The following is a 17402-nucleotide window of genomic DNA, read 5'->3' as shown; positions in this document are numbered from 1 at the left end:
TGATCGCTACCCCAGGATAGCCATCCGCCCCGGTCAACCCGCCTGCAGCACATCGGCCATGCGCAAGGTGTCGAGCTTGGCGTTGGCCCACAGCGGCCCCAGGCTGTCCACCCGCTGCAGCAGCAGGCGCTGCACCAGGGGTGCGAGCACGGTGCTTTCCGGGTCGGCCAGCAGCACGTAGCGGGACTCGGGCACGTCGGCAGCGCTCACAGCGGCATCGTTCACCTGCCCCACCCAGTCCAGCGCAGTCAGCGCCTCCAGCACGGGTTCCAGCTGCAGCACATCCACCCGCAGCAACTGGGCCAGCTGGCTGGGGCGCAGACCCTTGATGGGATGCGGACGCGCCCGGTGCAGCGCCTGCAGCACCTCCACCGCCAACTGAAATGTCCACCCCGCCACCGTGCCGCGCCGCGCCACGCCCGCGAGCAGGCTGGGCAGGTAGGCGGTGACCACGGCCCCCAGCAACACGATGACCCAGGCCACATAGATCCACACCAGCAAGATGGGCAGCGTGGCAAACGCGCCGTACACCACCGAATAGGTGGGCACCTTGCCCAGGTACAGCGCCAGCACCTTCTTGGCGAGCTCGATGCACACCGCCACGAACAGACCACCCGTCCAGGCATGGCGCCACTTCACCGGCGTGTTGGGCACGTAGTGGTACAGCGCCGCCATGCCACCGGCCAGCGACACGAACTGGATCGAATCGAACAGCAGCTGCACCCCATCGGGCAGGCGCTTGACCAACCCGCCCGAGGCCGACATCACATACGACGTGAGCGCCAGGCTCGCGCCCAGCAACAGCGGGCCCAGCGTGATGGCCGCCCAGTAGATCAGCACCCGCTGCCCCAGCGGACGCAGGCGCTGCACGCGCCAGATGTCGTTGAGGGTGCGGTCGATGGTCAGGATCAACGCCAGCGCCGTGGCCAGCAGGATGCTGAACCCCGCCACCCCCAGGCTGCTGGCCTTGGCGGCAAACTGCGTGAGGTAGCCCAGCACCTGGCGCGAGATGCTGTCGGGCACCAGGCTGCTGACCAGCCAGCCCTGCAGCGCGTCCTGCAGCTTGCCGAAGATGGGGAACGCGGTGAACACCGCCAGCGCCACGGTGAAAAACGGCACCAGCGCCAGGATGGTGGTGAAGGTGAGGCTGCTGGCCGTGAGCCCCAGGTGGTCCTCGCGGAAGCGCTCACGCAGCGTCTGGGCCGTGGTCTTCCAGGGGAAGTGCGACAGCTCGGTCATCAGCGCCTCGATGCGCGATGCGACTGTCTGTAGGGAAAAAGGCATGGCCGATATGATGCCACCCCAATGACTGCATCCCCCGCCATCCCTCTCCCTCCGTCCGACAACGGTGTTGCCGCCACCCGCTGGCTTGCCGCTGGCAGCCTGCTCGCCCTGATTGTTCTGTGCCTGTCCTGGGAGCTGGTGCTGGCCCCGGTCAGGCCTGGCGGCTCGTGGCTGGCCATCAAGGCGCTGCCACTGTGTATCCCGCTGGCGGGCATCCTGAAGAACCGCATGTACACCTACCGCTGGGTCAGCCTGGTGATCTGGCTGTATTTCACCGAAGGCGTGGTGCGCGGCTGGGGCGACAAGCCGCCATCGCAATGGTTGGCCTGGGGGGAAGTGGCCTTGTGCCTCGTGCTGTTCACCGCCTGCACGCTGCATGTGCGCGTGCGCCAGCGCAACGCCAAGGCCGCCGCCGCTGCTGCGGCAGACACCAGCACAGCGGCACCCGCCCCCTGATGCCCCTCGCGCAGTCCCCTGCCACCCGATCAACCCACTGAACACGCCGATTCATCCATGACCACCTTGCTCGACACCCTGCGCACCATCGTCGGCCCCGCCCACGTGCTCAACGAAGGCGACCTCACCGCCTGGGAACAGGACTGGCGCCGCCGCGTGCGCGGCAAGGCCCTGGCCGTGGTGCGTCCTGCCAACACGCAAGAGGTGGCCGCCGTGGTCAAGGCTTGTGCAGCAGCGGGCACCGCCATCGTTCCGCAGGGCGGCAACACCGGCCTGGCCGTGGGCTCGACGCCCGATGACAGCGGCACGCAGATCGTGCTGAGCCTCACGCGCATGAACGCCGTGCGCAGCGTGGACACCGACAACCTGACCATGACCGTGGAAGCGGGCTGCATCCTGCAGAACCTGCAGGACGAGGCCGAGAAGGCTGGCGTGCTCTTCCCCCTGAGCCTCGCGGCCGAAGGCAGCTGCACTATTGGCGGCAACCTGGGCACCAACGCCGGCGGCACGCAGGTGGTGCGCTACGGCAATGCGCGCGACCTGTGCCTGGGCCTCGAAGTGGTCACGCCGCAGGGCGAGGTGTGGGACGGCCTCAAGGGCCTGCGCAAGGACAACACCGGTTATGACCTGCGCGACCTGTTCATCGGCAGCGAAGGCACGCTGGGCATCATCACCGCCGCGACGATGAAGCTCTACCCCCAGCCCGCCGCAAACCTCACCGCCTGGGCCGCCGTGCCATCAATGGAACACGCTGTGGCTTTGCTGGGTCTGGCACACAAGCAGCTGGGCGCGGGCCTCACGGGCTTTGAAGTGATGGGCCAGTTTGCGCTGAGCCTGGTGGGCAAACACATGCCGCAGCTGCGCGTGCCCTTCCTGGGCGACGACAACGCGCCCTGGTGCGTGCTGCTCGAAAACTCCGACAGCGAATCCGAAGAACACGCCCGCGCACGATTCGAGTCGTTGCTGGAGACCGCGTTTGAAATGGGCTGCGTGATCGACGCCGTGGTGGCCGAGAACCTCACGCAGGCCCACCAGCTGTGGCACATCCGCGAGAGCATTCCGCTGGCCCAGGCCGAAGAGGGCCTGAACATCAAGCACGACATCTCGGTGCAGATCTCGCGCATCCCCGCCTTCGTGGCGCACACCGATGCGGTGCTGCAGCGCGAGATCCCGGGCGTGCGCTTGGTCAACTTCGGCCACCTGGGCGACGGCAACCTGCATTACAACGTGCAGGCACCGGCAGAAGGCGACCCCAAGGCCTTCCTGCGCGAGCACGAGGACCATGTGAATCATCTGGTGTACGAGGCCGTGGCCGAGTTCGGCGGCTCGTTCTCGGCCGAGCATGGCATTGGCGAACTCAAGGCCGACAAGCTGGCCAAGTACAAGTCGCCCGTGGCCCTGGGCATGATGCGCGCCATCAAACAGGCGCTGGACCCGCAGGGCATCATGAACCCGAAGCGCGTGCTGCAGTAAACCCACAGAAAGCTGACCCATGACCGCTGCCGTCACCGTGCGCCCGGCTCAACCCGAAGACTACGCTGCCTGGCGCCCGCTCTGGGACGGCTACAACGCGTTCTACGGCCGTTTTGGTGCCACTGCGCTCCCGGAGCACATCACGCAAGCCACCTGGCAGCGCTTTCATGACGCGGCAGAGCCCATGTTCTGCCTGGTGGCTCAAGACGATGCCAGCGGGGAGCTGTTGGGCCTCACGCACTATGTGTTTCACCGCAGCATGACGCGCATCGAACCCGTGTGCTACCTGAGCGACCTCTTCACCCGCGAGGCCGCACGCGGCCGGGGCGTGGGGCGGGCGCTGATCGAAGCGGTGTACGGCGCAGCGCGCGCCGCCAAGTCGTCGCGCGTGTACTGGCAAACGCACGAGACCAACGCCGCCGGGCGCCAGCTGTACGACAAGCTGGCCAAGCACCATGGCTTCATCGTGTACGCCAAAGAAATCTGAACGCCATCCCGAGGATCTGCGATGACCCTGCCCGACCTGTACCGCGCTGTTGCCGAACACACCGGCACCTTCACCTGCGAGCGCATCAACAAGCCGCAGGAAACCAAAACGGTGAACTTCCAGCACCACATCCAGCCTCCCGCCGCGCTGGATGCAGCCCTGCCGGACGTGGGTCAGCTCCCCGCTTTCTACGCCACGTTCGGCTGCGTGCTGCTGTACCACGATGCCGACTCAGGCGATGCCGCCCGCTACATCGCACCGCCCGCCGAATGGGCCGAGCTGCAAGAGGGGTTTGAGGGCTGGACGGAACATCTGAGTGACGAAGAACGCGAAGAGATCCTGCCCGACTGGATCGCGCACTGCCAGGTGATTGGCGAGACCCCCCATTCGGGCAACTACATCCTGATGGCCACCGATGGCGAGTGCGCCGGACAGGTGTTCGAGTTTGACCACGACGGTTTTGAGTTCACCCACGCGGCTGACGACCTCGTGGACTATGTGCAACGCCTGCTGCACCTCGGCAGCCCCACGCTGGCCAACATCGCCTCGCACATGCGCTTCATCGACAAGAACACGGGAGCGCAGTGGTGGATTCTGGAAATGAACGACAACCAGGGCCACCAGGTGCGTACCGACGTGTGAGGTGCGGCGGGGCGGGAGCACCCATCGCTATAAAAGTGAGAGCTTCCAGCGCATATATATCAGGCGCTACAAGCCATTTCGACTAAAAAACTCACACCCTCGCTGGACTGGATGGGCGACGCCACTGCAGACAAGGTGACCTCACAACACCTTGCGCATGGGCTGCGCCTGCAGCCCGGCCCACGTTTGCACGCCGCCATGCGGCACATAGCCATGGCGGCGGTAAAAGTGCTCTGCCGTGCGCGTGCTCTCCAGGTCCAGAGTTGTGAGCCCCACTTCGCGCGCATGGGTCTCGACGTGCTGCAGCAGGGCCCGCCCCACCCCTTGGTGCAAGGCCTCCGGCACCACGTAGCACAACGCCAGCGTGGTCCGTGCCCGCAGCGCAAAGCCCACCATCGTGTCGCCCCGGTATGCGCCCCACGCCACAGCACCCGGCGCGGCCATCCACGCAGCCAGGTTCTCGGGCGTCTTGTTGGCCAGCCAAGTTGTCAGGATGGTGGCGTCATTGGCATGGTCGAGCACACAGCAGTGGGTGATGGACTGGCGGATGACACCGCACGCATCGGCGGCATGCACTGCTGCCGCCACGCGGACAGTGATCGTTGGCGGCGAGGCAGGGGCGGCGGCATGGTGCATGCGCCATTCTGCCGCCAGAGCGGCCTACCGCTCGCTGGGTGGGTTGGATCGAGCCCTTTGCGTGGTTGCCTCCCATCCCGGGGGCACGCAGCCCTGCTCCATCACGCACAGGCTGGCGCTGGCCAGCGCATGGCGCAGCGCCTGCTGGCAGGCACCGGCTGTCAGACCGCCCACGAACTGCGCAAAACTGGCAACCCCGGCGGCCTGCGACTGCCGCAGCAAATGCGCCAGCAGCCCGGCCAGAAAGCTGTCGCCCGCGCCCACGGTGTCCACCACCTGTAGCGGCTGGGCCTCTTTGGCAAAACACTGCGCGCCGCCGCGGTGCAGCAGCCAGGCGCCTTCCGCGCCCAGCGTCAGCGCCAGCAGGTGGGCCTGCGGGTTGGCGGCGAGCAGGTGCTGCGCACGGGCCAAGGCATCCACACCAGGCACGGCCAGATGCTCCAGGTCTTCGTCGCTGGCCTTGATGATGTGGGCGTGGGCCAGCGCGGCGTGCACCGTGGTGCGGTAAGCCGCAAGGTCGGGCATGACGGAGGGGCGCAGGTTGGCATCGACCACCACGCAGCGGCCTGCGGCGCGCTGGGCGGCCAGCCACGGCAGGTAGATGGCGGTGTCGCGCGCGTCGAGTGCCAGGGCGCCGGTGCAGACCAGCTGCAGCGCGGGCAAGGCGGCGCAGCTACCGCCCAGGCCTGCTTCAGACACCGCACGGTCTGCCACGCCTTCGCGGTAGAAGGCGTAATCGGGGTGGCCGTGTGCATCGAGGTTGACCACGGCCAGGGACGTGACTTGCTGCACAGGCTCGGGCTGGGCCAGCACCACGCCATCGGCCACCAACTGCGCCGCCAGTTCGCGGCCAAAACGGTCGCGCGACAAGGGGTTGAGGTACTGCGTGCCCACACCTTGCCGGGCCAGCGCGCGGCACAGGTTGTAGAGCGCACCGCCCAGGCACGGCAGGTAGCTGCCATCAGCGCGGCGGATGAGGTCGATGAGGGCCTCGCCGGCAATGGCGGCGTGAATGGGCGCGGCGGCGGTAGAAGTGTTGGGGGCTGAAGTCATGGTGGCTTGGGAGGCAGCAGGTCAGAACTGCGATTGCAGCGCGGGGTACAGGGCGACAAAGCGGGCATAGCGTTCGGCCAGCAGGGCTTGTTGCGCAGGCTGCGGTATGAAGGTGGCGTCAGCGGGCAGGGGCTGGCACCAGTGGGCTTCGTCACCCCCGCAGGCCATGGCCGCCAGGCGCGCGGCGCCCAGGGCGGCGGCGGCGTGCGCGCCCTGCGGGCGTTGCAGTTGTGTGCATAAGGCGCTGGCCAGCAACTGCGCCCAGGGGTTGCTGCGGGCACCGCCACCGACCAAGGCCAGGGCCGCTTCACCCCGACTGGCAGCACCGCCCTGCCCAGCCCCTGCAGCGCGCATTGCGTTGAGGCCATCGAGCAGGCCAAAGCCCACACCTTCCATCACGGCATAGGCCAGGTCCGCCGCTTCGTGCTCAGCGCGCAGGCCCATGAAGACTCCGGTGGCAGCCGCGTTGTTGTGTGGCGTGCGCTCGCCACTCAGGTAAGGCAAAAACAGCGGCGCCTGCGCCTGGCGGGTGGTGCTGAGGGTGCCGACAGCGTCCGACAGTTGTGCCTCCTCGCTGCGCCCCGTAAGCCGGGTGACCCAGCCAAACGCACTGGCCGCGCTGAGCATGACCGACATATGGTGCCAGCGCTGCGGCAGCGCGTGGGCAAAGGCATGCACGGCACGCTCGGTGGCGGGCGCAAAGGCATCCGTCACGCGAAAGACCACGCCCGAGGTGCCCAGCGACACAAAACCTTGACCGGCTGTACGGGCGCCCACACCCACCGCACTGGCGGCGTTGTCGCCCGCGCCCGCAGCCACGACGACGCTGTCACCGAGCCCCCAGCGGCGTGCCACATCGCTGCGCAGCATGCCCGTGGGCGCACTGCCCTCGGCCAGCGCGGGCATGTGCGTCACATCCAGTCCGCAGGCCTGCAGCATGGTCGGGCTCCAGGCGCGGGCCTGCACGTCCAGCCACAGCGTGCCTGATGCGTCAGACATGTCGCTCACGGCATCGCCGGTGAGCTGCAGGCGCAGCCAGTCCTTGGGCAGCAACACGGTGCGGATCTGGTCAAACACGGCGGGCTCATGTTTGCGCAGCCACAGGAGCTTGGGCGCGGTGAAGCCGGGCATGGCGAGGTTGCCGGTGATCTGGCGCGAGGTGGGCACTGCGGCCTCCAGCTGCGCACATTCGGCGCTGGCGCGGCCATCGTTCCACAAGATGGCCGGGCGCAGCACCTGGCCCTGCGCGCCCAGCACCACGGCGCCATGCATGTGGCCCGAGAGGCCGATGCCCCGCACCTGTGCCCACGCAGCGGGTGCCTGCGCGCGCAGCTGCGCCACGGCAGCCTCCACCGCCGCCCACCAGTCGGCCGGGTGCTGCTCGCTCCAGGTGGGCTGGGGGCGGTGCTGGGGCACGGCGGCATCGGCCGTGGCGACCACGGCTTGCGCGTCGTCCAGCAACAGGAGCTTGACACCCGAGGTGCCTAAATCGATTCCGAGGTACATGGGTATTGAACAGATATCAGTGGTTCAAAGTGAAAGCCGTAGCCCCGCGCTTTGCGTCTGGAGGGCTGCATGCCGAAGGGCGCAACAAGGGATACGTTGCTGCAAGGACGTACCGCCCCTTCTCGGCGAGCGGATCGGCCCTTGGCTCAGGAGGTCTTTCCGAACCTTCCGGCGCCTTGCTTGCGGAATTCACTCGGCGTCATGCCCTTGATGTCCAGAAAGCGGCGGTTGAAGTTGGCCATGTTGTTGAAGCCCACGTCATAGGCAATGTGCGTGATGTAACGCTCGGTCTCCATCAGCAGCTGGCAGGCGCGGTTCACGCGCACCAGGTTCACAAAGTCGGTGAAGGTGTTGCCCGTGGCGCGCCGGAAAAAGCGCGAGAAGCGGCTCTCTGTCATGCCCAGCTCCTGCGCCAGATCGGCGGCTGCCAGCGGTTCAGCCAGGTGGTCGGTGATGCGACTCACGATGGCATTGATCTGGTCGAGCTGGGCGTCGTTGTCTTCGCTTTGCAGCTGCGTGCTCGACAGCAGGCGAAAGTCGGTGCAACGGGCCAGGTCGCTCAGAAACTCGCAAAACGCGCCGAACCGAGCGAGCCCCTGGCGCGCCTTGATGCGGTGCCAGTGCTCCTGCGCCTGCGCCTCCATGCCAAAGAACTCGATGCCATGGCGCGCACGTTCCAGCAGCGGCAGCACCTCGCGCAGCTCAGGGATGCTCTCGCTGCTGGCCACCAGCGGGGCGTGCGAGAACTGGATCACCAGGTCGCGCAGCGGCACGCCGCCTTCGGGCAAATCCATGCTGATCCAGTTGTGCGGCAGGCGCGGGCCCGTCAGCACCAGATGGCCGGGCTGGAACTGCCCGATCCAGTCCCCCACGAACACCTTGCCCGAGGTGGCGGTGATCAGGTGCAGCTCGTACTCGTCGTGGTAGTGCCAGCGCGCCAGCGGCGTGGGAAAGCCATGCGACAGACAGCGGATGAAGCCGGCCGTATCCGGCGACTCGTAGCCCAGTGCGGGCGAGCGCACATAGTCGTGCTCCAGCTCAGGCTTGGTCTGGCGCGGGGCGATGGGCGTTTTGACGGTCATGGCGGTGATGGACGGAAATTACACCAGCATCAGGGACTTGCGCGATCAGCCACAAAGGCCTGCACGCGGGCATAGGCTTTGCGCAGCGCGTCCACCAACTCGGGGCGGCTGGCCATCTCGCCCCACAGGGTCGTGTCGGCGGCGTAGGCAACCACGGGGTCGGCCGCGTCGCAGATGGCGTGAGCCACGACGGGGTCCATGGCCTGGTCCTGATAGGCGTAGGGGATCTGCCCCACGTGCCAGCGCTGCAGGTAGGCCAGGAACAGCGCGGGCAGCAGGGCCACGCTATCGAACGAGCCGCCACGGGCCAGATTGTCGCGGATGGTGGGCGCAATCATGCCGGGGATCTTGGAGAACGCGTCCATGGCCACGCGCTGGTTCGTGTCGGCAATGGCAGGGTTGCCGAAGCGGTCCAGCACCACGTCGCGGTAGGCCTGCAGGTCGATGGGGCACGGCAGCAACACGGGGATCGCATCGTCGGTCACGTAGTCGTAGGCCATCTGGCGGATGGCCGCATCGTGCGTGCCTTCGTGGATGTACTGGTAGCCCACCAGCGTGCCCGCCCAGGCAATGCAGCTGTGCGTGGCATTGAGCAGGCGGATCTTGGCCTCTTCATGCGCCTGCACCGATTGCACCATCTCGACGCCGACCTTTTCCCACGCGGGCCGGCCGGCGATGAAGTCGTCTTCGATGACCCACTGGATGAAGCTCTCGCCCATGAGCGCGGCCTTGTCGTCCCAGCCTGTGGCAGCCCTCACCCGCTCGCCCACATCGGGCGTGGGGCGTGGCGTGATGCGGTCCACCATGGCGTTGGGACTCGTGGTGTTCTGCTCCACCCAGGCTTTCAACTGCGCATCGCCCAACGCGTCGATGAACTGCAGCAGCCCGCTGCGCGAGCGCTCGCCGTTGTGCCGCAGGTTGTCGCAGTTCATCAGCGTGACGGGGCCCGCACCAGCCGCCATGCGCGCGCGCAGGATGCTGACGAGGCCGCCGTAAATGGTGTGGCCCGCCTGCCCGGCCTTGACTGCCGCGAGGTCGACGCGCAGGTCGGCAAAGGTGGCCCAGTCGAGCTGGTTTTGCGCGTCGAGGTAGTAGCCTGCCTCTGTCACCGTGAAGCTGATGATGCGCGTGGCAGCATCAGCACCCATGGCAATCAGCGGGGCCAGATCGTCCTGGTAAGGGATCACGCGCTGGATGGACTCGATGACGGTGTAACTGCGCTCACCCTGGGGCGTGACGGTCTCCAGCGTGTAGCGGCCGCCCTGCGCCTGCAGGGCGGCGATGGTGTCGGCCATGTCGGGGCGCAGATTGCCGCCCGCGATGGCCCAGTCCGTGTCACCTTGCTGGCGCAGCTGGTGAACGTAGACGGCCTGGTGGGCACGGTGAAAGGAGCCCAGGCCCAGATGCAGGATGAAATTCATGGTGCGTGAAAACGGGGTTCTAAAGATCAAAATTCGTGGGCATCATCACGACGTCGCGAATCGTCATGCCGCGCGAGCGGGTGAGCATGAACAGCACCACCTCGGCGACTTCGGCGGCCTCGATCAGGCTGCCGCTGGCCTTGGACTCAGCCAGCTTTTCCGCAGGCCAGTCGGCCAACAGCGAGGTGATGACCGGGCCCGGCGAGATGGAACCCACGCGGATGCCGTGCTTGAACACCTGGCGGCGCACGGTCTGCACAAAGCAGTTGACGGCCCACTTTGACGATGCATAGACGGGCTCCCATGGCGTGGGGAAATGCGCGGCCAGCGAGCTGGTGACAATGATGTCCCCCGTGCCGCGCTCGATCATGTGGGGCAGCACGTTGTGCACGTTCTTCATCACCACGTTGACATTGAGCTGCAGCATGCGGTCGATGGCGTCAGGGTCTGCATCGACCAGATCGCCGCCCACATACAGCCCCGCGTTGGCATGGAAGATGTCGAGCGGACCGGCGATGCTCAGCGTGCGCTGCAGCAGGCTGGCGCACTGCTTGGCATCCAGCAGATCGAGCACCAGCGGCGAAGCGCGTTCGCCAATGGCCGCGCAGGCCTTGGCCAGCGCAGCCTCGTCGCGGTCGATCAGCACCACGCGTGCGCCCGCATTGGCCATGGCCTGGGCGCTGGCAAAACCGATGCCAGAAGCCGCGCCAGTGATGGCCGCCACCTTGGCTTGGAGTGGGTATTGGAGGCTCATGACCGTCATGCAGCCTGGCGGGCCACCACACAGCCTTGGGGGTCGAACCAGTGGGCTTGCGAGGCGTCGATGTCCAGGCTCACGGCATCGCCCGCGCGCAGGCCTGTGCGGTCGTTCTGGCGGGCCACAAACTGCGCTCCGCCGGGGGTGCTCACGTAGATCAGGGTTTCGGCGCCCAGCGCTTCCACCAAGTCCACCTGGCCTGTCACGGGCGTAGCGCCGGTGTTGCGCACGGTGATGTTCTCAGGTCGCAGGCCGATGGCGCCGCCCTCAGCCCCTGCAGGTGCCTGCTGTTGCACGGGCGGTGGCAGCTGCGGCAAGGGCACCACGTTCATCTGCGGCGTGCCAATGAACTGGGCCACGAACTGGTTGGCGGGCCGGTCGTACAGCTCCAGCGGCGTGCCCACCTGCTCGATGATGCCGTCGCGCAGCACCACCACGCGGTCGGCCAGCGTCATGGCCTCAACCTGGTCGTGCGTCACATAGATGGTGGTGGCGCCCAGGTCGCGGTGCAGCTTGGCTATCTCCACCCGCGTCTGGCCGCGCAGCGCTGCGTCGAGGTTGGACAGCGGCTCGTCGAACAGGAACACCTTGGGCGCGCGCACGATGGCGCGACCGATGGCCACGCGCTGGCGCTGACCGCCCGACAGCTCCTTGGGCGTGCGCTGCAGGTACTGCGTGAGGTTGAGGATGCGCGCAGCGTTCTGCACCTTCTCGTCGATCACCTGCTTGTCCACCTTGGCCAGCTTGAGCGCAAAGCTCATGTTCTCGTAGACGCTCATGTGCGGATACAGCGCGTAGCTCTGGAACACCATGGCGAGGTCGCGCTTGCTGGAGGGCTGGTCGGTGATGTCGCGGCCGTCCAGCATCAGCGTGCCGCCGTCGATATTTTCGAGCCCCGCGATCAGCCGCAGCAGCGTGGACTTGCCGCAGCCCGAGGGGCCGACGAAGACGATGAACTCGCCCTTCTGGATGGAGAGGTCGATGCCCTTGATGGCGCGGTGTTCGCCAAAGAATTTCTCGATGCCGCGCAGTTGAAGGTAGGCCATGGAATCGGGTTCCTGAATGCTTGAAAACTGGGGAGATGAACGCTGCGCTTTACTTGACCGCGCCGAACGTGAGACCTTGGACGAGCTGCTTCTGGCTGAACCAGCCAAACACCACGATGGGCGCAATGGCCATCAGCGATGCCGCAGACAACTTGGCCCAGAACAGTCCTTCGGGGCTGGAGTACGAGGCGATCAGCGTGGCCAGCGTGCCGGCCTTGGCGGCGCTCAGGTTCAGGCTCCAGAAGGCCTCGTTCCATGACAGCACCAGGCACAAGAGGCCGGTGGATGCGAGCCCGCCCATGCCCAGCGGCAGCAGCACCAGGCGCACCTCTTGCCACAGCGTGGCACCGTCCATGCGCGCGGCCTCCAAAATCTCGCGCGGGATGTCCTTGAAGTGCGAGTACAGCATCCAGACCATGATGGGCAGGTTGGACAGCGCGAACACGATGATGAGCGCAAGCTGTGTGTCGAGCAGGTGGCTCTTTTGTGCCAGCACGTAGATGGGCACCAGCGCGCCCACGGCGGGCATCATCTTGGTGGAGAGCATCCACATCAGGATGTCCTTGGTGTACTTGCCCTTGAAGAAGGCCATGGCATACGCGGCAGGCGCGGCCAGCATGAGCCCCACCAGGGTGGAGAGCACGCTGGTGATGACCGAGTTCTTGGCGTACAGCAGGTAGTCGCTGCGCTCTTGCACCTCGTGGAAGTTTTCGAGCGTGGGCGCGAAGACGAACAGTGGCGGCACGGCAATGGCCTGCAGCTCGGTCTTGAACGCGGTGAGAAACAGCCAGGCCAGCGGAAACACCAGCAGCAGGGCCACGGCCCATGCCGCAGCGGTACGCAGGGCCAACATGCCGAGCGGAAATTGGGAACGGCGTCGTGCGGTCATAAAAATGCGAGCCTTACTTGTCGAGGTTCTTGCCGACCATGCGGATGAGGAACACGGCCGCAATATTGGCCAGCACCACCGCAAACAGCGCACCGGCCGAGGCCACGCCCGCGTCAAAGTTGAGCAGCGCCTGCTTGAAGATCAAAAAGGTGACGTTGGTACTTGCATCGCCCGGCCCGCCACCCGTGGTGGTGTAGATCTCGGCAAAGATGCTGAGCAAGAAGATGAGTTCGATCATCACCACCACGGCTACCGAGCGCGCGAGGTGCGGCACGTACAGGTAGCGCAGCTGCTGCAGGTAGTTGGCGCCGTCCATGCGCGAGGCTTCGAGCTGCTCGTGGTTCATGCTCTGCAACGAGGTCATGAAGATCAGCGTGGCAAAGGGCAGCCATTGCCATGACACCATCACGATGACGGAGAACAGCGGGTAATCGGTGAGCCAATCGACCGGCTGCGCGCCAAAGAACATCCACACCTGCGCGAGCACGCCGTAGATGGGGTTCATCATCATGTTCTTCCACATCAGCGCGTTCACCGTGGGCATGACGAAGAAAGGCGAGATCAGCAGCACTCGCACAATGCCCCGACCCGCGAAGGGCTCGTTGATCAGCAGCGCAATCGCAATGCCAAACACCACCGTGATGAGGATCACGCTGCCCAGCAGCAGCAGCGTGTTGACCACCGCCGTGCCAAACGAAGGGTCGGTGACGAAATACTCAAAGTTCTCCAGCCCGGCAAAACCGGTCTGGTCCGGCTGCATCAGGTTGTAGCGGATGAGCGAGAAGTAGATCGTCATCACCAGCGGCACGATCATCCACAGGAAGAGCGTGGCCATGGCCGGCGTGAGCAGCAGGCGGGGGAGCAGGCGGCGGTTCATGGAAGCCTCAGAAAAAAGTCCAGCAGATATAGGCGTTCAGTCTGCGTCGCGAGCGGGCCGAGGCGGGGTCGCTGTACCGCAACCGTACTCCCGTACGGCGAGGAACACCGGCTCCGGATCGGCCCGCGCAGTGGCCGAATGAATGCCTATTTGTAGTAGCCGGCCTTTTTCATCTCGCGGTCAGCCGACACCTGGCTGGCCTTCAACGCCGCGTCCACCGTCGTCTTGCCTGCCAGCGCGGAACTCATCTGCTGCCCCACGGCGATGCCGATGGCCTGGAACTCGGGAATGGCCGCGAACTGCACACCCACGTACGGGCTCTTGGGCAAGGTCGAATCGGTCGGGTTGGCCGAGTCGATGGCAACCTTCTCGGCCGCTGCAAAGCGCGCGGCCTTCTGGAACTCCGGCGAGGCATACGTGCTCTTGCGCGTGCCGGTAGGCACGTTGGCCCACCCGTTGGTCTTGGCGACCAGCTGGATGTAGTCCTTGCTGGTGGACCAGGTGATGAACTTCTGCGCCGCGTCTACCTTTTTAGAGCCTGCGGGGATAGCCAGATTCCACGACCACAGCCAGTTGGCGCCCTTGGGCGTGTTCATGGTGGGCGCCTGGGCAAAGGCCATCTGGTCAGCCACCTTGGACTGCTTGGGGTCGCTCACAAACGACGCCGCGATGGTCGCGTCGATCCACATGCCGCATTTGCCGGAGTTGGTCAGCGCCAGAATTTCGTTGAAGCTGTTGGCCGACGAGCCGGGGGGACCGTAGTTCTTGAGCAGGTCCACGTAGAAGGTGATCGCATCCTTCCAGGGCTTGGATTCGAGCTGCGGCTTCCACTGCATGTCAAACCACTGGCCACCAAAGGTGTTGACCAGCGTGGTCAAAAAGGCCATGTTGTCGCCCCAGCCCGGCTTGCCGCGCAGGCAGATGCCATACACCCCGTTCTTGGGATCGTGGATCTTGGCGGCCAGGTCCTTGATCTGTGGCCAGGTGGGGCGCTCGGGCACCTGCACGCCGGCCTTGTCGGCCAGGTCCTTGCGGTACATCAGCATCGAGCTTTCGCCGTAGAAGGGCGCGGCAAACAGCTTGCCGTCCACCGACAGACCGTTGCGCATGGCGGGCAGCAGGTCATCCACGTCATAGGCGGCGTCGGTCTTGAGCTCCTGCAGCCAGCCCTTCTTGCCCCAGATGGGCGCCTCGTACATGCCGATGGTCATCACGTCGAACTGGCCGCCCTTGGTGGCGATGTCGGTCGTCACGCGCTGGCGCAGCACGCCCTCTTCCAGCGTCACCCACTTGAGCTTGATGTCGGGGTTGGCCTGCTCGAAGTTCTTGCTGAGCTTCTGCATCTCGATCATGTGGCCGTTGTTCACGGTAGCAATCACGAGTTCGGTCTGCGCGTGCGCAGCGGCGCCGCACAGCGATGCCGCGAGGGTAGCAGCGGCCAGAGCCAGGCGGGTGTGTGGACGGGTGGAACGGGGCATCGGAACGTCTCCTGCGTAGTTGGTATGGATCTGCCATTCAACGCCAGTCGGATTGCGGCATTGATGGACTGAACGATACCGATGCTCAGATGCTCAGTTGATACTTTGAAAAGCCATACACATACTAAATTTCGCCAGAATCTCAGGATTTATACCTAGATCCATCAATTGGGTATCTGCATTGCGGCCCCGGGACGCCTGCCCTGACTCTGAGGTGCGCAGCGCAAATTCCGCACAGAGGCGTACTTCGTACGCGCCCACTGTTTCCAAAACTGGAACAGTCAGTTTGCGACTGCGTAGTTTTTCTCCGCAGACCATCGGCGTACAGTTCAACCCATCGATGAGCCGAACCCGCAAGGCGACTCACCGAACCCGGTTCAGGAATGGTTTTTGACCCGGCTTTTTTGAGACGCTTTTTAACTTCAAGGATTTTCATCATGAACAACACCGCACGTTTCCTCTCCATCGCTGCTGTCGCTGCTTTCGCATCTTTTGGTGCCCAGGCTGACGAAGCCGATGCTTCGCAATTCGCGACCCAATTCCAAACCAACCGCACCCGCGCTGAAGTGCAAGCCGAAGCCGCTACCGTGGCTCAAACACGCAGCATCGAACCCGCTGGTTCGCGTGTGGTGACTTACAAGTCCACGGCTGACCGCGCTGCGGTGCGTGCCCAGGCTGCTGAAGCCGTGCGCACCGGCAAGATCCCATCGGGCGAAATCAGCGCGATGTAAGAACGCAGAGCTGGACCCCGGACTCAAAAAGGGCTCCCACATGGGAGCCCTTTTTGCGTGGGCAACCGGCTCAGGCCACCAGTGTCTTGAACATCACATGGGCATCGACATAGCCCAGCGTGTGGTGCCTGAAGGCCCCGGGCAACGTGCCCACGATCGCAAAGCCCAGGTGCTGCCACAGCCGTACGGCGCGCACATTGCTGGCCACCACCAGGTTGAACTGCATGGCCCGAAAGCCCATGGCCACAGCCTGCTGCTGGGAGTGCTCGCACATCAACGAGGCCACGCCGTGCCCCTGCGCAGCCGGTGACACCACATAACCGCAGTTGCACACATGGGCGCCCAGCCCAGGCTGATTCGGCTTGATGAAGTAGGTGCCCAGAATCTCCCCGCCCGCACCGAGGGCGACAAAGGTTGCTGCAGGCAGCTCTACCCAGGCTTTGTGGATCTCGGCCTCGCTGCTATCGGGGGCAAAGGCATACGTGTCTCCCGCCTGGAAGGTGGTGCGCAGGATGGGCCATACGGCGGGCCAGTCGGCAGCCTGGAGGGGGCGGACGGTGACGGAAGTGGCAGAAGTTGTCATTGCTAAGACGGACGATGGAGGGTAAGCCCCGCATTCTCCCGCTCCGCATAAAATCCGGCGTCGGCAACGACCACCCCTTGATGGCGGCGCCCCACCCTGAGTGATCCATCCCATGACCCAGCCTTCTGCCGCCCCGGCAGCCCCTGCCTTGCCCACCCGCCCCGTGCGCTCCCAGTACGAAGACTTCATGCGTCACGTGTTCACCCACGGCGTGGACAAGTCGGACCGCACCGGCACCGGCACTAAGAGTGTGTTCGGCCACCAGATGCGGTTTGACCTGAAGGAAGGCTTTCCGCTGGTGACGACCAAGAAGGTGCACCTCAAGTCCATCATCCAGGAACTGCTGTGGTTCCTGACTGGCTCCAGCAACAACAACTGGCTGAAGGAGCGCGGCGTGACCATCTGGGACGAATGGGCACGCGAGGACGGCGACCTGGGCCCCGTGTACGGCGTGCAGTGGCGCAGCTGGCCCACGCCGGACGGCGGCCACATCGACCAGATCAGCGACGTCATCAAGACATTAAAAACCAACCCCGACTCGCGCCGCATCATCGTCAGCGCCTGGAACGTGGCCGAGCTGCACAAGATGGCGCTGATGCCCTGCCACGCGTTCTTCCAGTTCTACGTGGCCCCGGCGCAAGCGCCCGGCGGTCGCGGCACGCTGAGCTGCCAGCTGTACCAGCGCAGCGCCGACATCTTTCTGGGCGTGCCCTTCAACATCGCCAGCTACGCGCTGCTGACCCACATGGTGGCCCAGCAATGCGACCTGGATGTGGGCGATTTCATCTGGACGGGCGGCGACTGCCACATCTACACCAACCACCACGAACAGGTGCAGACGCAACTCGCGCGCACGCCCTACCCCTACCCCGTGCTGAACATCAAGCGCAAGCCGGACAGCATCTTCGACTACGAGTACGAAGACTTTGAGGTGCTGGACTACCAGTGCCACCCGGCCATCAAGGCGCCCGTGGCGGTCTGATCACCGCCCCGGTGCGCCA

The 17402-nt window shown here is 65.3% G+C and carries 18 protein-coding genes; 6 read left to right on the top strand and 12 right to left on the bottom strand.

Going from position 1 to position 17402, the window contains the following annotated elements; translation table 11 throughout:
• Positions 1-33: 33 nt before the first annotated feature.
• The gene (locus ASD94_RS01820) at positions 34-1284 is read right to left on the bottom strand and encodes a YihY family inner membrane protein (RefSeq protein WP_056637783.1); all 1251 of its coding nucleotides are present in this window, start codon (positions 1282-1284) and stop codon (positions 34-36) included.
• 21 nt (positions 1285-1305) lie between these two features.
• Here ASD94_RS01820 and ASD94_RS01815 point away from each other — a divergent pair, with 21 nt between their 5' ends.
• The 4 genes from ASD94_RS01815 to ASD94_RS01800 are packed head-to-tail and all read left to right on the top strand — an operon-like array spanning position 1306 to position 4342.
• Positions 1306-1740 (top strand): DUF2069 domain-containing protein, encoded by a 435-nt coding sequence (locus ASD94_RS01815; protein WP_056637780.1) that lies wholly within the window; start codon positions 1306-1308, stop codon positions 1738-1740.
• 57 nt (positions 1741-1797) lie between these two features.
• On the top strand, positions 1798-3213 hold the full coding sequence (locus tag ASD94_RS01810) for an FAD-binding oxidoreductase (RefSeq protein ID WP_056637777.1): 1416 nt from the start codon (positions 1798-1800) through the stop codon (positions 3211-3213).
• Positions 3214-3232: 19 nt separating this feature from the next.
• Positions 3233-3700 carry a GNAT family N-acetyltransferase gene (locus ASD94_RS01805; RefSeq protein ID WP_056637774.1) on the top strand — a complete coding sequence of 156 codons (468 nt, stop codon included), beginning with the start codon at positions 3233-3235 and terminating at the stop codon, positions 3698-3700.
• A gap of 21 nt (positions 3701-3721) precedes the next feature.
• Positions 3722-4342 (top strand): SMI1/KNR4 family protein, encoded by a 621-nt coding sequence (locus ASD94_RS01800; RefSeq protein ID WP_056637771.1) that lies wholly within the window; start codon positions 3722-3724, stop codon positions 4340-4342.
• A gap of 141 nt (positions 4343-4483) precedes the next feature.
• Here ASD94_RS01800 and ASD94_RS01795 read toward each other — a convergent pair whose 3' ends face one another.
• From ASD94_RS01795 to ASD94_RS01750, 10 genes are all read right to left on the bottom strand, one after another.
• Complete coding sequence (locus tag ASD94_RS01795) at positions 4484-4978, bottom strand: GNAT family N-acetyltransferase (RefSeq protein WP_056637768.1); 495 nt, start codon at positions 4976-4978, stop codon at positions 4484-4486.
• Between the two features lie 24 nt (positions 4979-5002).
• Positions 5003-6031, bottom strand: coding sequence for a PfkB family carbohydrate kinase (locus tag ASD94_RS01790; protein ID WP_056637766.1), 1029 nt, complete (start codon positions 6029-6031; stop codon positions 5003-5005).
• 21 nt (positions 6032-6052) lie between these two features.
• Positions 6053-7537 (bottom strand): xylulokinase, encoded by a 1485-nt coding sequence (gene xylB / locus ASD94_RS01785; protein ID WP_056637762.1) that lies wholly within the window; start codon positions 7535-7537, stop codon positions 6053-6055.
• Between the two features lie 146 nt (positions 7538-7683).
• Positions 7684-8619 carry an AraC family transcriptional regulator gene (locus tag ASD94_RS01780; RefSeq protein WP_056637757.1) on the bottom strand — a complete coding sequence of 312 codons (936 nt, stop codon included), beginning with the start codon at positions 8617-8619 and terminating at the stop codon, positions 7684-7686.
• Positions 8620-8648: 29 nt separating this feature from the next.
• Positions 8649-10040 carry a D-arabinitol 4-dehydrogenase gene (gene dalD / locus ASD94_RS01775; protein ID WP_056637753.1) on the bottom strand — a complete coding sequence of 464 codons (1392 nt, stop codon included), beginning with the start codon at positions 10038-10040 and terminating at the stop codon, positions 8649-8651.
• Positions 10041-10059: 19 nt separating this feature from the next.
• A complete protein-coding gene (locus ASD94_RS01770; protein ID WP_056638068.1) occupies positions 10060-10794 on the bottom strand; it encodes an SDR family oxidoreductase in 735 nt (244 codons plus the stop codon).
• A gap of 5 nt (positions 10795-10799) precedes the next feature.
• On the bottom strand, positions 10800-11843 hold the full coding sequence (locus ASD94_RS01765; RefSeq protein ID WP_056637750.1) for an ABC transporter ATP-binding protein: 1044 nt from the start codon (positions 11841-11843) through the stop codon (positions 10800-10802).
• A gap of 49 nt (positions 11844-11892) precedes the next feature.
• The gene (locus ASD94_RS01760) at positions 11893-12732 is read right to left on the bottom strand and encodes a carbohydrate ABC transporter permease (protein ID WP_056637747.1); all 840 of its coding nucleotides are present in this window, start codon (positions 12730-12732) and stop codon (positions 11893-11895) included.
• Between the two features lie 13 nt (positions 12733-12745).
• On the bottom strand, positions 12746-13609 hold the full coding sequence (locus tag ASD94_RS01755; RefSeq protein WP_056637744.1) for a carbohydrate ABC transporter permease: 864 nt from the start codon (positions 13607-13609) through the stop codon (positions 12746-12748).
• A gap of 146 nt (positions 13610-13755) precedes the next feature.
• Positions 13756-15087: a sugar ABC transporter substrate-binding protein gene (locus ASD94_RS01750; RefSeq protein WP_056637740.1), complete on the bottom strand. Its 1332-nt coding sequence runs from the start codon at positions 15085-15087 to the stop codon at positions 13756-13758.
• A gap of 437 nt (positions 15088-15524) precedes the next feature.
• Between ASD94_RS01750 and ASD94_RS01745 the strand changes: the two genes are divergently transcribed.
• Positions 15525-15818 (top strand): hypothetical protein, encoded by a 294-nt coding sequence (locus tag ASD94_RS01745; protein WP_056637737.1) that lies wholly within the window; start codon positions 15525-15527, stop codon positions 15816-15818.
• 70 nt (positions 15819-15888) lie between these two features.
• Here ASD94_RS01745 and ASD94_RS01740 read toward each other — a convergent pair whose 3' ends face one another.
• Positions 15889-16401, bottom strand: coding sequence for a GNAT family N-acetyltransferase (locus tag ASD94_RS01740; RefSeq protein WP_056637734.1), 513 nt, complete (start codon positions 16399-16401; stop codon positions 15889-15891).
• Between the two features lie 112 nt (positions 16402-16513).
• Here ASD94_RS01740 and ASD94_RS01735 point away from each other — a divergent pair, with 112 nt between their 5' ends.
• On the top strand, positions 16514-17383 hold the full coding sequence (locus ASD94_RS01735; protein ID WP_056637731.1) for a thymidylate synthase: 870 nt from the start codon (positions 16514-16516) through the stop codon (positions 17381-17383).
• The last annotated feature ends 19 nt before the right edge of the window (positions 17384-17402 follow it).

The organism is Acidovorax sp. Root70 (assembly GCF_001428225.1).
In the GTDB taxonomy this organism is placed as follows: Bacteria; Pseudomonadota; Gammaproteobacteria; order Burkholderiales; family Burkholderiaceae_C; genus Acidovorax.
Note: the sequence above shows the minus strand (reverse complement) of the source record. Positions and strands in the feature narration are given on the sequence as shown.